At 68.2% G+C, this 14,369-nt stretch carries 10 protein-coding genes and 1 pseudogene; 7 read left to right on the forward strand and 4 right to left on the reverse strand.

Annotated features, from left to right (window positions below):
* Window positions 1–85 precede the first annotated feature (85 nt).
* Together AC5RUM_RS20220 and AC5RUM_RS20225 are read left to right on the forward strand one after the other, a co-directional pair.
* On the forward strand, window positions 86–1,507 hold the full coding sequence (locus AC5RUM_RS20220) for an MFS transporter (RefSeq protein WP_494036626.1): 1,422 nt from the start codon (window positions 86–88) through the stop codon (window positions 1,505–1,507).
* Window positions 1,504–2,703 carry an amidohydrolase gene (locus AC5RUM_RS20225; protein WP_494036627.1) on the forward strand — a complete coding sequence of 400 codons (1,200 nt, stop codon included), beginning with the start codon at window positions 1,504–1,506 and terminating at the stop codon, window positions 2,701–2,703. Before AC5RUM_RS20220 ends, AC5RUM_RS20225 begins: the two co-directional genes overlap by 4 nt.
* 57 nt (window positions 2,704–2,760) lie before the next feature.
* On the opposite strand, the gene AC5RUM_RS20230 is transcribed toward AC5RUM_RS20225, so the two are convergent.
* Window positions 2,761–3,624: an alpha/beta hydrolase gene (locus AC5RUM_RS20230; RefSeq protein ID WP_494036628.1), complete on the reverse strand. Its 864-nt coding sequence runs from the start codon at window positions 3,622–3,624 to the stop codon at window positions 2,761–2,763.
* A 213-nt stretch (window positions 3,625–3,837) separates the two neighbouring features.
* Between AC5RUM_RS20230 and AC5RUM_RS20235 the strand changes: the two genes are divergently transcribed.
* Window positions 3,838–6,327: a PEP/pyruvate-binding domain-containing protein gene (locus AC5RUM_RS20235; RefSeq protein ID WP_494036629.1), complete on the forward strand. Its 2,490-nt coding sequence runs from the start codon at window positions 3,838–3,840 to the stop codon at window positions 6,325–6,327.
* 12 nt (window positions 6,328–6,339) lie between these two features.
* Here AC5RUM_RS20235 and AC5RUM_RS20240 read toward each other — a convergent pair whose 3' ends face one another.
* The 3 genes and pseudogenes from AC5RUM_RS20240 to AC5RUM_RS20250 form a co-directional block, all read right to left on the reverse strand.
* Complete coding sequence (locus tag AC5RUM_RS20240; protein ID WP_494036630.1) at window positions 6,340–7,158, reverse strand: alpha/beta fold hydrolase; 819 nt, start codon at window positions 7,156–7,158, stop codon at window positions 6,340–6,342.
* A 42-nt stretch (window positions 7,159–7,200) separates the two neighbouring features.
* Complete coding sequence (locus AC5RUM_RS20245; protein WP_494036631.1) at window positions 7,201–7,785, reverse strand: hypothetical protein; 585 nt, start codon at window positions 7,783–7,785, stop codon at window positions 7,201–7,203.
* 144 nt (window positions 7,786–7,929) lie between these two features.
* Window positions 7,930–8,241 (reverse strand): annotated as a pseudogene (locus tag AC5RUM_RS20250) (HNH endonuclease); the annotation flags it as partial.
* A gap of 303 nt (window positions 8,242–8,544) precedes the next feature.
* On the opposite strand from AC5RUM_RS20250, the gene AC5RUM_RS20255 reads away from it, so the two are divergent.
* The 4 genes from AC5RUM_RS20255 (at window position 8,545) to AC5RUM_RS20270 (ending at window position 14,369) form a co-directional block, all read left to right on the forward strand.
* On the forward strand, window positions 8,545–8,925 hold the full coding sequence (locus AC5RUM_RS20255) for a VOC family protein (RefSeq protein WP_400576630.1): 381 nt from the start codon (window positions 8,545–8,547) through the stop codon (window positions 8,923–8,925).
* Window positions 8,926–8,987: 62 nt separating this feature from the next.
* On the forward strand, window positions 8,988–11,723 hold the full coding sequence (locus AC5RUM_RS20260) for an ATP-dependent RNA helicase (RefSeq protein WP_494036632.1): 2,736 nt from the start codon (window positions 8,988–8,990) through the stop codon (window positions 11,721–11,723).
* A gap of 173 nt (window positions 11,724–11,896) precedes the next feature.
* The gene (locus AC5RUM_RS20265; RefSeq protein WP_494036633.1) at window positions 11,897–12,046 is read left to right on the forward strand and encodes a hypothetical protein; all 150 of its coding nucleotides are present in this window, start codon (window positions 11,897–11,899) and stop codon (window positions 12,044–12,046) included.
* 142 nt (window positions 12,047–12,188) lie between these two features.
* Window positions 12,189–14,369: an elongation factor G-like protein EF-G2 gene (locus tag AC5RUM_RS20270; RefSeq protein ID WP_494036634.1), complete on the forward strand. Its 2,181-nt coding sequence runs from the start codon at window positions 12,189–12,191 to the stop codon at window positions 14,367–14,369.

A 14,369-nucleotide genomic window follows, 5' to 3' on the forward strand; every position in this document is an offset into this window, starting at 1 on the left:
AATATCTCCAGTGCGAATGGGGCCGAGGCTAACGTTGTGACTCGCCTCACCCCGGGCGCGAGCGCCCCGAATCCCAAGGAAGCATATGACAAGCAAAACAGCCCCGCCTGAAACGGTGGCCGTCACCCGCAGGACGATCACCGGGATGATCGTCGCCATGGCCGTGGTCGAATCACTCAGCGGCGTCACCCAGGGATACCTGAATCCCATCCTGCCCGCCCTCGGACCCGTCTTTTCGATAGATGATCCGACGATCAACGGCATCTTCCTTGTTGCCAATGTCAGTTTTGCGGTGCTCACCCCCATCATCTCCCGGCTCGGGGACAGCTACGGCTACCGGTTGGTGCTCCGCTCATCAACTGCCGCCGTGGCTGCGGGCGTGCTCATGATGGCACTCTGGCCGTCCCTGTTGTCGGTGACCGTGGGCGTCGTGCTGCTCACGTGCGTCGTCGGTTTCATCCCGCTCATGATGGGAATCCTGCGCGTCAGCAGCCCCGCCCACACGCGCACCGGCGTCAGCGTGATGATCGGCATGCTGATGATCATGGTCGGCGCAGGCGGGCTGCTGGCGGGGATCGTGGGCGTCAGCAGCCCCACCCTCGGTTTCTGGGTGGCCGTTCCGTTCGCCGTCGCGGCCCTCGTGTGCTCCTTCCTCTTGCCGGACGCCGGAACACCCACCCGCGAGGGACTCGCCCTGGTGCCCCTGATGGCGTGTTCGCTCGGGCTGATCGGGTTCGTCATGGCCCTTTCGATGGGGCCGGACTGGGGCTGGCTCGACGCGCGGACACTCGGATCCGGACTGCTGGGCCTGGCGCTGCTGGCCATCTGGGCCGTGATCGATGCCGGCGGCCCCGAGCGCGGAACGAGGTTCGTGGACTTGCGCATGCTTGCTAACCCCCGTATCCGCGCCGTTTCGCTGGCCACCTTCTTTTTCGGCTTCGCGTCCATCAGCTACTTCGGCACCAACGGCATCTTCCTGCATGCCAACCCCGACAAGGCTGGCTACGGATTCGCCCTCAGCCCGCTCATGATCGCCGTTGTCCTCGCCGCCGCATCAGTACTATCACTCGCGTCTTCGCTGTTGACCGCCCGGGCGCTCAGGGCATTCGGCGAGCGTGCCACGCTGGTCTTCGCGGGCCTGCTGCTGGCGGGAGGATTCGTGGTGATGATCGCAGCGCACGCATCCCTTGCCGGGTACTGTGTCGGGTTTGCCATGTTCAACCTCAGCCTGGGCATGTACCAGGCCGGGACGCGGTCGTTGTCCGTTGAAGGTGTTCCCCTGGAGGACACCTCGACGGCGGCCGGACTCAATGAATTGGCCCTCTCGGTCGGCATCGCGGTGGGTGCCGCCGTCGTCAAGCTCCTCTCGTCATCATCGGCCATGTCCGGGCGCATCACTGAAGGCGGCCTCGTCTCCATCTGGGGAGCACTCGCGGTAGCTGCCCTGGTTGCGGCAGCAGCTTCCGCACGCTATCCGAAGCGGCAGGCTGCGGAGGTGGCGGCATGAAAGCAGCAACGCGGACGCACGCGGGGCCTGCCCCTGCTGCCGAGACCGGGATACGGGGCCGCATCTCCTCGGCAGTGGAACGCTGGCAGCCTGGAATTCTTCGCCTGAGCCATGCCATCCACGCCGATCCGGAACTCAGCGGCCAGGAATTTCGGGCCGCCAAACGGGCCAGCACGCTGCTGCGGGCCGGCGGCTTCAGCGTGGACGGCGTCCAGCCAACGCTCCCGACTGCCTTCAGTGCCCGGTATGGAAGCGGCGAACTCGTGGTGGCGCTGTGCGTCGAATACGACGCGTTGCCGGCCATTGGACACGCCTGCGGACACAACGTGAACGCCGCCAGCGCCGTGGGGGCGGCGCTCGCCTTGTCCGCCGTGGCGGATGATCTCGGCATCACCGTCAAGGTGCTTGGCACTCCAGCCGAGGAGAGCACCGGCGGCAAAGCGGACCTCATCAAGGAAGGCTTCTTCGATGACGTGTCTCTGGCAATGATGGCTCATGCCGCCGCCGAGGACATCATCGGCGGTTCCTCCTTGGCCATGTGCATGTGGGATGTGCTGTACGAGGGGCGTCCGTCCCACGCAGCGGCGGCCCCGGCTGCGGGAATCAACGCACTGGACGCGCTTGTGGTCGCCCAAACCGCGATTGCCCTGGCCCGGCAGCAGCTTCCGTCCGAATCCATTGTGTCGCTGATCGTCACTGAAGGCGGAAGCGCCGTCAACGTCATTCCGGAGCGGGCCCGGGCCAGCGTGGAGATGCGCTCGCCCAACCTGGTGACACTGCGGGTGATCGAGGACCGTGTGCGCTGCTGCCTTGAGGCCGGAGCCCTCGCAAGCGGCGCTACGGTCACGGTCACCCCTACCGGCAACGCATATGCCGAGCTAAGGCAGGACAGTTTCCTCTCCGAGGCGTACCGCGAGGCAATGGCCACCCGGGGGAGGACTGTCGGCTTCAACGAGGATCGGGTGGCTTCCACGGACATGGGCAACGTCTCGCAGCTGGTGCCCAGCATCCATCCGCTGCTCGGCTACGACGTGGGCGGCGCAGTCCATCACACGGCGGAGTTCGCCGCCTACGGGTCCTCCGCATCTGCGGACAGGGCCGTTTTGGACGGCGCGTTCGGTCTGGCGGCGGCTGCTGCTGCGGCGGCAATCGATCCCAGGCAGCGGGCACGCCTGCTTGGCAGCAGCCCTGGTTGATGGAACGGGCTGCCCCGGCCGCCACGCGGGGGCCAGTCCGGCCCCGGCCCGACGGATTCAGCTTCCTCTTTGCGCCGCACTTTCGAGCCAGGCCGTGATGAGGGGAACGACCACGGCGCTGTTCATGGCGCCCAGATGGTCAAGACCGGGAAGGACCCGCACGTCCCACCCTGCCGCGGTCAGCTCGCGCTCATGCTCCGCGAGGGGCGCGCCGATCCGCACCTGCACGTCTCCCCAGAGCGGGCCGTAGTCGATCTGATCGGCTGCTCCGGCAAATGCAAGCCGCGGCAGGCCGGGCACCACGTCAGCGGTTGCGTCATCGAAGTCCTGGAGCGCCTCGTAGAGGGTCAGGAACTGGCGGGTTTGTGCCTCGTCCGTCTGTATCGTGGCGGAATCCCAGTCGCCCGGCTCGGGCGCCTCGTCCACCGATGGTGCTTGCGCCCGGGCCTTGGCAGCCATGGAGTGCGCAGCCCTGGTGACCGCGAGCATGCTCCGATATGGTCCGTCGAGGGGCGGGTAGCCGCCCATGATCAGCGCCCAGAGACGATCCGTGCGGATCGCCAGCTGCAGGCCACACAGCGCGAGCCATGAGTATCCGTAGTACCCGAACCTGTCGGCGTCTGCGGCATCAGCAATGGCAAGGAAATCGGCGGTGATGTTCTCCGGGGTGAGGGTGTCCGGGGCCGGGTGCGCCATCCGGTGCCCTTCGTAATCCGCCGCGATGACCCGGTACGACCGGGAGAGGGCCGTGACGAGGTTGGGCCCGAGGTCCGGGTCCGCGCCCCACGCGCGCATCGTCTCTGCCTCTGCTTCGGGACGGGGCTCCGCCCTCGTGGGGATGAGGAGGGCCCGGCCCGAACCGGTTACCCCGATGGGGATCCTGGTCCCGTCGTGCAGCACCGCTTCAGCGTTGTAGTTCATCGCCCCTGCCGTCCCTGGATGTCCGTGGGTGTACGTGGTTTTCCGTGACCGGCTGCCGGGACTTCATCCGGAGGCGGTCGTGTCAAAGCCTATTTGTAGCGCCCGTCACATAGCCATCCCGGCTGGGGGCGCCGCGATCCGCCAGGGCGACGAGGCGTAGCCTGTAAGCAGTTCTCCCCATCAGGAAACCCTCGCGCTGGCCAGGAGCAGCAGATGACTGAGAAGATAACCGGCGCGCTCGCCGACTTCGGTGCGGAAGACGTGCCGCAGGCCGGCGGCAAAGGAGCCAATCTCGGGGAACTGGTGCGCCACGGTTTTCCCGTGCCGCCGGGCGTCGTCCTCCCTGCCTCCGCCTACGAGGCGGTTCTGGCGGAAACCGGACTGGGCCGAAGGTTGGACCGGCTGCTGGAAGCCGGATCCGACGGTTCCCGGATCCGGGACTTGTTTGCCAGCATCACCTTGCCGGAGCGGATCCGGGCGGACATCGCTGCGGCGTACGCGTCCTTGGGCGGCGGTCCGGTGGCGGTCCGCTCCAGTGCCACGGCCGAGGACCAGGCCGGTGCAGCCTTCGCCGGACAGCATGACACGTTCCTGAACGTGATTGGCGAGCAAGCGGTACTCGCGGCGGTCACCGACTGCTGGGCGTCCCTGTGGACAGAGCGCGCCATTGCTTACCGGGAGCGGGAGGGCATCGAGCCGGGCGAGGCGACGATCGCCGTCGTGATCCAAAAGATGGTTCCGGCGGACACCGCCGGTGTCATGTTCAGCGCCAATCCGGTGACCGGCGAGCGGGGCGAGATCGTCGTCGACGCGAGCCCGGGACTGGGCGAGGCAGTGGTTTCGGGACGCGTTACGCCGGATCACTATGTTCTGGACGGCAACGGCCGGGTCAGGGCATTCACCCCAGGCAGCCGGGAAGTTGCCATTCGGGCTGCTGCCGCCGGCGGGACGCAGGAGAGTGCAGGCCCCGACAGCGCCGGCCATACCCTCAACGGGCGGCAGCTCACAGAGCTGGCGCAGCTGGCGCGCCGGGTGCAGGACCATTTTGCCAGGCCCCAGGACATGGAATGGGCCATCGCCGGGGGCCACCTCTACTTGCTCCAGGCCAGGCCGATGACCGCCCTTCCGCCGCAGCCGCTGCGGCTCAGCCGCTTCCAGCGGCTGGTGGGACCGTTCTTCATTGAGATGTTCCAAGAGCGGCCGTATCCCCTGGACGTATCGGGCTGGATGCAGCGCGGGATCCTGGCGATGCTCCATGGCATGGCCGGCAGCGTCGGGGTCGTCTTCCCCTCGGTGCAGCAGATCCTTCCGGAAGAGGACGGCGTGGTGGTCCGGCTCGTGCCGCCGGTGCCGAGGCCAACCCTGCGCACCCTCGGGGCTCCGGTCATGGTGGCGCGCCGGGCACGGCAGTTCGATCCGGCCCAGTGGACGGAAGACCGAAGGTTCGCCGCATTTCTGGAGAGCGTCCGGAGGCTTAATGACAGGGACCCGAAATCGTTGACCTGGCGCGAAGTCATAGCGCTGGCCGACGGTTCCTTTGACGCGATGCGGGGGATCACTGAGCTCAGAAAATCCTACCTGCCCGGTGTATTTGTCCCATTGCTCAAACTTCGCCTGATGCTGCTGCTTCTGGGGAAGCCGCGCCTTGCCTCCGCCCTCATCGCCGGCGCCGAAACCCGCACGAGCCAGGCGAACCGGGCTCTTGAGGCCCTGGCCGAACGGGTGCGCTCCAGCCCGAACCTGGCACGCGCCTTCAGAGGACAGCCGCCGACTGAACTGCTTGTGCAGGTGGAGGATCAGGAGGAATTCAGGGAGTTCCGTGCGGCATTCGAGGCGTTCCTTGCCGAGTACGGACACCGCGAAACGGTCAGTGTGGTGCTGAGCAGCGCTCCGACCTGGTCCGATGCGCCAGAGGTGGTCGTCAGGCTGATCACCTCGATGCTGGGGGAGCGGCGCGCCGCAGCGGATCAAACCGGAGCGGCGCTGGCAGAACTGTTGAAGCATCCTGCCCTTCGCTTCACGCCGGTGCGCCGTCACCTTCTGTCCGTCGTGGACGCCGCCAAGGCAGGCATGGCCTTCCGCGAGGACAGCCACTTTTACGCCACCATGCTTTTGCCGCCGCTGCGGCGGGCCCTGCTTGAGCTGGGCCGCAGGCTTTGTGCGGCCGGTGTGCTGGCGAATCCGGAGGAGATCCACCACCTGCGGTATGAAGAGCTGTCGGCAATCGCCGACGCCGGTACCCTCGCGGCTTCGGAGCGGGACCGGTACCGCCGGCTGGTGCTGGACAGGGCGGCGAAGCGCCGTGAGCTGGACGGGACTCCGCTGCTGGACCCGGCTGTGCTGTTCGCGCCGGGCCGGCGGCCGCCCGGAGCGCTGGTTTCCGGCGTGCCTGCCAGCCGGGGCCAGGCCACGGGAGAGGTAAGGATAATCCGTGGCCCGGCAGATTTCGGGTTGCTGCGCAGCGGCGAGGTCCTCGTGTGCCCCTACACCAACCCGTCCTGGACTCCACTGTTCCAGCGGGCCGCCGCGGTGGTGGTGGACGCCGGCGGCATCGGTTCGCACGCTGCCATCGTGGCCCGGGAGTATGGCATACCGGCCGTGATGGGCACCGGCTCTGGGACGAGCGTACTGCGGAACGGAGGCCGGGTCAGCGTGGACGGGACCACCGGGCGGGTCTTTCCGGTCGACTCGGACGCCGGGTAACGCCAGAGACTTCTATGCCCAGGCGTCTTCGCTGGCGGCGATCCGGTCCACAAAGTCAAGGACCGCAGGATGCGCCGGGTTGATGAGATGGCCGCCGGCCACGAGCACGGTCTGGGTATAGGGCAGGGCGCCCGACAGTCTGGCGTTCACAAGCCTGCAGGGCTCGATCGAATCCTCGCCGGTGACGATGAGCGTCGGGCGGCGGATCCCTGCCAGTTCGTCCTCGTCGAGTTCCAGCGCGTCCTCGCTGAGGTCCATGCCGTGGCCCTTGATCTCAGCGAGGACAGCCAGCCCGGTGTCGGCCAAAATCTGCTTGTTGTTCTCCGGGAATGACTCCCAGGCGGCGTCGCCCAGTGCCTCCCGGATCACTGCTTCCGCAGCCCGGTTAGGTTGCCCGGCGGACTGCTCAAGCACCCTGAGGCGGAGGCTGCGTGCCCAGGCGTCGGCGTCCGGATCGAGGGTGAACAAGGCCGGTTCCAGGAGAACGAGTGCCTTGACTTTGTCGGGAAACCGGCGCGCCAGTTCGATCGCGATGAGGCCGCCGGTGCTGCGCCCGATCACGACGGCGGGCCCCGCGTGCAGTCCGGCCAGCACGCCGGCGGCGTCGTCGACGTGGTCGATCAGGTCCAGGGTGCCGAACGGTACCGGCGGGGCACTGCGGTGGAAGCCTCTGCGGTCATAGATGATGCACCGGCCGTGCCGCCCCAGTTCTTCCGCGGCGTCCGCCCACAGCTCCGCCGAACTGGGCGTCCCGTGCACACCGAGGAGAGGGATTCCATCACCGTGTTCCTCGTAGTAGAGATCCACGCCGTTAACGCTGAGCCTGGACATAGCACCAGCCTAGGTGCCCGTGTTTTCCAGCGGAAGGGCGCCTTATTCGGCGTCGACAGCCGGGAGGTACTGACCGTTCCTGATCCGTGATTCGCCGAACTCGATCGTCAGAGGCTGGATCTCCCAGTAGCCGGTGCGCGACTTTGGACGGCCCACGGCCACATGCGGTACCCAGCGCGGATACCGGAAGCCGAGTGCGCGTGAGCTGAGAATGAAGTCGTCGACGTTGTCCACGAGGAGGTCCTCCAGGAGCCCGTGCAGTGCCTGTACGAGCACCACCTGGAAGTCGCGCACCCTTTGGGGCACGTCCACTTCGAGTCCGCACACATTGCCGCCGCCCAGGACGATCAGCCGCGTGGCGCTACCTGAAAACCCATCCAGTATGGGCAGCCCCCTCAGCCACGAAACCGTCCTGCGCGTGGCCGCTTCGGCGTTCGTGAACCCTTGGGTCCACTCGTTGATCTCCTGTGCGAAGTCAGCAAGGATGCCGATGTGCAGCAGGGTGAGGTGCAGGCCTTGTTGCCTGCGCAGCCCGATCACATAACCGCCCAGCTCCTCATAGGCGGAGGGGCCGGGTCCGATGGCTGTTACCGGAACCTCCACCGTGATCCTCGGAAGCCCATACATGCGGACCCCTCTCAGCGCTGGCAGTTGACCCCGGTGTCATTATCCTCCTGGGCATGATTTCCCGCGCCCTGCCGCCGGTGATTCGATCGTCTCCCTCCCGAAGCGGGAGACGACCTTAGGCTGTGTGGCCGCCGGTGACCCGGTTTAGGAGGCGCGCGGCAGCCGTTCTGTCACGCTGGTGCCGGGGCTGGTTCCGGGGAGTGGGGGCGCCGTGGAGTGGTAGGTGTGCCCGGTGGGCGTCCGGAGTTTCATCGTGTGCCGGGGGCCGGGCCGTGGCTGAGCGCCCCAGCCGGGGTTTTCTTTGGTGTGGTTGCATGCTTCGCAGAGTCCGGCACCGTTGGCCAGGCTCGTGGCTCCGCCCGTATGCCAGGGGATGATGTGGTCGTCGTGGCGAACGGGGGCGTCGCAGTAGGGTGTGCGGCAGGTGTCATCGCGGGCCTGGATGAACCGGCGGAGCCAGACGTTCAGCTCCTGCCCGCCGGTGGCCTCTCCTGCCCGGATCAGGGTGCGGGCCCAGCCGTGTGATGACGAAGCTGCCCGGCGTGCACCGCATCATTTCGCATCCGATGATGAAACTAATCAAAAGTCGGGACTAGCGCCCAGCGCCCGTGATCGGCAGGGGGCATGGTTGCATTTTCGCCATTGACTCCCAGACGCTGAAGCCTACGATGGTGCGCACAGGACCTTCCGGCACGCCTCCGTATGTCGCCGTGCCTATCGGGCAGTTCCCCGGGGACCTGGTGAGAAGGAGAATTCATCATGCTTAAGGAACGTGAAGTTATGGCTGTCCTTCCCGCGAAGGACATTTCTAGGGCCAGGAATTTCTACCGCGATGTCCTCGGCCTGGAACCCTCGGATACCTTGGACGAGGAGAACCTCGTCTACCGCTGCGGGAACGGAACGTCTTTCTTGCTTTACCTGACCGACAATGCGGGAACCGCGAAGAACACACAATTGAGCTGGGCCACCGACAATCTCGAGGGCGAGGTTGAGGAGCTGCGGAGCCGGGGTGTTGTCTTTGAGGACTATGATCTCCCGGGACTGAAGACCGAGAACGGCATTGCCACGAGCAGCGCCGGAAAGGCTGCCTGGTTCCTGGATACCGAGGGCAACATTCTCAGCCTGTTCGAGATGCCGTAGCGCTGTGACCGGCCCGGCTGCCTGATCCGCGTCCAGCTGCCTGATCCGTGCAGAATGGACGGGTGACTACCGTTCCCTTGGACCCCGCCGGCACCCCTGGCCCCTTCGACCTGGAGGCCATCGGTACCGGCCTGGTCTTTGCCGGCTCGCTGGGTCAGCTCGCCGCCGTGCTGCGCAGGGAAAGCCCGGCCGGGACAGCGGTGGTGCAGGCCCCGCCGGGCACCGGAAAAACCACTTTGGTTCCCCCACTGGTCGCCAACCTCCTCTGCGGCGGATCGCCGCCGGAGGCTCGGGGCACGGTGCCGCGCACCGTGGTGACCCAACCCCGCCGCGTCGCCGTCCGCTCGGCGGCGCGGCGCCTTGCCGCGCTGGACGGCAGCCGGCTCGGGGACCGCATCGGTTACACGGTCCGCGGCGAGCGCCAGGCGGGCGGGGGGACCCTGATCGAGTTCGTCACGCCGGGCATCCTGATGCGCCGCCTGCTCGCGGATCCCGGGCTCGAGGGCACCGGTGCCGTGATCCTCGACGAGGTCCATGAACGCGGACTGGAAACTGATCTCCTGCTCGGCATGCTGGCCGAGGTCCGCCTGCTGCGCGGCGACCTCACGCTGGTCGCGATGTCGGCCACGCTGGATGCGCCGCGGTTCGCCGCCCTGCTCGGGTCGCCACCCGCCGGACAGGCACCCGTGGAGCAGGCACTGGTGGAGCAGGCACACGCAGAGCAGTTACCGGCGGGGGAGCACGACGGCGGCGGGCCGGCCCCCGTCGTCGACTGCCCGTCGGCGCTGTACCCGCTGACTGTGGACTGGGCGCCCGCGGCGGTGCCGCGGCTGGATAGCCGGGGCGTGACCCGCCCCTTCCTTGACCATGTGGCAGACAGCGCGGCGGCCGCCCACACCCACGCGCTCCAGGCAGATCCTGGCATCGACGCCCTGGTGTTCCTGCCCGGCGCCTGGGAGGTGTCCCACGTGGCAGCCCGCCTGCGGAGCAGGGTCACGGCCGAAGTGCTTGAGCTGCACGGCCAGGCCGGCCCAGCGGAGCAGGACCGCGCCGTCTCCGGGCGCGACCCGGGAGGCCCCCCGCGGATTGTCGTGTCCACGGCATTGGCAGAATCCTCCCTCACCGTCCCCGGAGTCCGGCTGGTCATCGACGCGGGCCTGTCCAGGGAGCTGCGCCGCGACGCCAGCCGCGGCATGTCAGGGCTGGTGACCGTTTCCTGTTCCCGGGCGTCCGCCGAGCAGCGGGCCGGACGGGCGGCACGCCAGGGTCCCGGAACCGTGGTCCGCTGCTATGACCAAAAGACCTTCGGAGCCGCCCCGGCCCATCCGACGCCGGAGATCGCTGCGGCCGACCTGACCGGCGCCGCCTTGATCCTCGCCTGCTGGGGTTCGCCGGGCGGCCAGGGACTGGCGCTTCCGGACGCGCCGCCCCGGGCAGCCATGGACGACGCCGTGGAAGTGCTGCGGGAACTCGGGGCGGTGGAGCCCGACGGCCATGCGACGCCGCTCGGCAAGATTCTCGCCAGGATTCCGGCCGACCCGCGGTTGGCACGCGCCCTGCTGGACGGTGCCGCCACCGTGGGTCCCCGCGCGGCGGCAGAGACAGTCGCCGTCGTTGCCGGAGACCAGCGTGCCCCGGGCGCAGACCTTCCGCGCCTGCTGGGATCCCTCCGCGGCGGCAAGGACCCGGCCGCCGGCCGCTGGGCGGAGGAAACCCGCCGCATGGAGGCGATCGCACGCCAGGAGGCCGCCGGCCTGCAGACCGGCAACGAGCAGTCCCGGCCCGCCGCACCGGTGACGTCGGCGGAAACCACAGGGTTCGTCGTCGCCCTCGCGTTTCCGGACAGGGTTGCGCGCCGCGTTCCGGGACCCGGGCCTGAGCGCTACCTGCTGACCTCCGGCACCCGTGCCGGGCTGCCGTCCGGCAGCCCGCTGGCCGGACACGAATGGCTGGCCGTGGCCGAGGTGTCGCGGGCTGGCGGGCGGGATGCCGCGGGGACCGGCGCCGTCATCCGCGCAGCGGCGCCGCTCACGGCCGACACAGCTGAAGCCGCCGCCCGGAACCTGCTGGGCGAGACAGTGGAAGCCGGGTTCAGCCAGGGAAAGGTCACCGCCCGAAGGGAACGCCGGCTCGGAGCGATAGTCCTTTCCTCAACCCCGGTCCGGCCCACGCCCGTGGAGGGGCGGGCCGCCGTGGCCCGGGCGCTGGAACGCGAAGGGCTGGAAACCATCGGATGGTCGACGGCGGCTGAGGCCTTGCGCCGCCGGCTCGCCCTGCTGCACCGGGAACTCGGTGCGCCCTGGCCGGACGTGTCCGAGCCGGCGCTGCTGTCCCGGCTGGAGGAATGGCTTGCTCCGGAGCTCGAGGCGATGGCCGGAGGGACGCCGGTCAACAGGATCGAGTTGACCGACCCGTTGCGCCGGCTGCTGCCGTGGCCGGAGGCAGCGCGGCTCGGCGAACTGGCGCCGGAGGGCCTGGACGTGCCGAGCGGTTCGCGCGTGCGGATCGAGTATCCGGACGTCGGCGACGACGGCGGCCGGCCCATTGTGGCGGTCAAACTCCAGGAATGCTTCGGCTGGGCCGAGACGCCGCGGCTGGTGGACGGGGCAGTTCCGGTGCTGTTCCACCTGCTGTCGCCGGCGCGGCGTCCGCTCGCGGTGACCGATGACCTCGCATCATTCTGGTCCGGACCATACGCACAGGTTCGTGCCGAGATGAGGGGCCGCTATCCGAAGCATCCCTGGCCGGAGGACCCGTGGTCCGCCCCGGCCACGGCCCGGACAAAAGCCCGGATGTAACCCGCGGACACCCTTTTCGATGGCGGCGGAGGCGGTGGCACGGCTGCCGGAGAGGCCCGGATAGATCCCGGATACAAACCCGAAACGTTGTGTCGAAGCGGTGAAACATTGCCCGGCTACCCTTATGCGTACTGAGACACCGTGGTCTTGGTACCCCATGAAAGGACACAACGATGATGCTTTGGAGTAACCTCGGCTTCCTTCTCGATTTCCGTCCCAATGACGACGAGCCCCAGGCACATGCCGGCAGGAGTGCCACCGAATTTCCCAGCGGCCAGCTGACGTCCAGCGCCTGGGAAGGGTGGTGGCACGACGACGCCTAGGGCTGTTCAGGTCAGGTGACCCGCTGCGGCCCCGGTTCCACAACGGCACACCACTCCCTATTGCTGTCCGGCCGTCTCAGGGTGTCGAATCGACTTACCAAGGCCGCGTCGCGGCTCAGCACTAGGACGCCGGGAGATGGTCATGTCCGTGAAAGGCACAAATGGCCGGGGCAAGGGCCCCGGCCGCGGCAGTACGGATCTTCGGCGGGCCGATGCGTCCGCCGGGATGCAGGCCGACGCGCCGGAGAAAGTCCGCAACATTGCGCTGGTGGGCCACTCGGGAGCGGGAAAAACGATGCTGCTTGAGGCACTGCTCGCAGCCACCGGCGTCATATCCCGGATGGGATCGATCGAGGACGGCAACACTGTCAGCGACGCGGAACCCTCTGAAATCCATCAGCAGCGCTCCGTCGTGCTCTCGGTGGCCCCGCTGGTGTACGACGGCATCAAGGTGAACCTTCTGGACACGCCGGGCTACGGGGACTTCACGGGGGAACTGCGCGCCGGACTGCGCGCAGCCGATGCGGCCCTGTTCGTGGTGTCCGCCCTGGACGACATCGATGCGGCCACCACAGCGCTGTGGGCAGAGTGCGACCAGCTCGGCGTGCCGCGGGCCGTGGTGATCAGCCGGCTCGACCATCCGCGGGCAAATTTCGAAGCGACGCTTGCCGCCTGCCAGCGGGCCTTCGGTGACTCGGTGGTGCCGGCCTACCTTCCCGTGCGCACCGGCACGGAGATCACCGGGTTGCTCGGACTGCTCTCCGGAACCGTTGCGGAGTACGCAGGCGGCGACCCCGTCCCGGCCGGGCGCGACGCCACTGCCGAAGAGCTCTCGGAGTCGGAGGCGGCACGCGGGACACTCATTGAGGGCATCATCTCCGAGAGCGAAGATGAGACGCTGATGGACCGCTACCTCGGTGGCGAGGACATCGACGTCGACGTCCTGGTGGCGGATCTGGAGACCGCCGTGGCCCGCGGGTCCTTCTTCCCCGTGCTCGCAACCTCGGCGGTGACGGGACTGGGACTGGCCGAACTGCTGGACATGTTGACCCGCGCGTTCCCTTCACCGGCGGAGCGTGAGCTGCCCGCGGTGACCGATCTTGCCGGGGGGCCGGCAGGCCCGCTGGCCTGCGACCCGGCCGGGCCGCTGGCCGGTGAAGTGGTGCGCACCACCATCGACCCGTTCCTGGGCAGGGTGTGCCTGGTCCGCGTCTTCTCGGGCACGCTGCGGGAGGATTCGGCCGTGCACGTCGGCGGCCGCGGGCTGTCCGAGCGGGGGCATGAAGACCACGACAGCGATGAACGCCTCACTCACCTGTACTCGCCCGTGGGAGCCAGCCTGAAGCCGGTGCCGTACTGCGTGGCCGGCGACATCTGCGCCATTGCCAAGCTCGCTAATGCCGAAACAGGGGACACCATTTCGGCCAAGGAACAGCCGCTGCTGGTGGAGGCCTGGGACATGCCCGAGCCCCTGATGCCGGTGGCCGTGGAGGCTGCCACGCGCAGCGACGAGGACGCCCTCGCCAAGAGCCTCGGCAAAGTGGCGGCGGGAGACCCGACGCTGCGGGTGGAACGCAATGCCGAAACGCACCAGCTGATCCTGTGGTGCATGGGAGAGGCGCACGGCGAAGTGGTGCTGGACAGGCTGCGCGACCAGGGGGTGAAACTGCAGACTGTTCCGGTGGTGACGCCGCTGCGGGAAACATTCGCCGGACCGGCCGCCGGCCACGGACGCCATGTCAAGCAATCCGGAGGCCACGGCCAGTACGCCATCTGCGATATCGAGGTGGAGCCCCTGGACCGCGGCGCGGGTTTTGAATTCATCGACAAGACCGTGGGCGGCGTGGTTCCCGGCCAGTACATCCCGTCAGTCGAGAAAGGCGTCCGGTCACAGATGCAAAAGGGAGTGTCCGCAGGCTTCCCGGTGGTGGACATCCGGGTGACGCTGGTGGGCGGCAAAGCGCACAGCGTCGACTCGTCGGACGCGGCGTTCCAGGCCGCCGGCGCGCTGGCCTTGCGCGAGGCAGCGGCCGCCGGACGGATTCAGCTGCTGGAGCCGGTCTCAGCGGTCACTATCAGCACACCGGACGAGTACGTCGGGCCGGTGATGAGCGACCTGTCCTCCCGCCGCGGGCGGCTGACAGGAACCACGTCGGCAGGCGGGGAGCGCACCGAAATCACCGCCGAGGTGCCCGACGGCGAACTGTTGCGATACGCCGTCCAGTTACGTTCGCTGACGGCCGGGACCGGCCGCTTCCGCCGCAGCTACCTGCGGCACGAGCCAGTGCCTGGCAACGTGGCACCGGCTGCCGCCAACGCCTGA

The sequence above is a fragment of the Arthrobacter sp. B2060 genome (assembly GCF_059090445.1).

Coding starts and splice junctions, on each gene's coding strand:
- AC5RUM_RS20245 (WP_494036631.1), bottom strand. CDS start 7,785: ATGTATGGGCTTCCGAGGATCACGGTGGAGGTTCCGGTAACAGCCATC.
- AC5RUM_RS20270 (WP_494036634.1), top strand. CDS start 12,189: ATGTCCGTGAAAGGCACAAATGGCCGGGGCAAGGGCCCCGGCCGCGGC.
- AC5RUM_RS20265 (WP_494036633.1), top strand. CDS start 11,897: ATGATGCTTTGGAGTAACCTCGGCTTCCTTCTCGATTTCCGTCCCAAT.
- AC5RUM_RS20240 (WP_494036630.1), bottom strand. CDS start 7,158: ATGTCCAGGCTCAGCGTTAACGGCGTGGATCTCTACTACGAGGAACAC.
- AC5RUM_RS20225 (WP_494036627.1), top strand. CDS start 1,504: ATGAAAGCAGCAACGCGGACGCACGCGGGGCCTGCCCCTGCTGCCGAG.
- AC5RUM_RS20220 (WP_494036626.1), top strand. CDS start 86: ATGACAAGCAAAACAGCCCCGCCTGAAACGGTGGCCGTCACCCGCAGG.
- AC5RUM_RS20230 (WP_494036628.1), bottom strand. CDS start 3,624: ATGAACTACAACGCTGAAGCGGTGCTGCACGACGGGACCAGGATCCCC.
- AC5RUM_RS20235 (WP_494036629.1), top strand. CDS start 3,838: ATGACTGAGAAGATAACCGGCGCGCTCGCCGACTTCGGTGCGGAAGAC.
- AC5RUM_RS20255 (WP_400576630.1), top strand. CDS start 8,545: ATGCTTAAGGAACGTGAAGTTATGGCTGTCCTTCCCGCGAAGGACATT.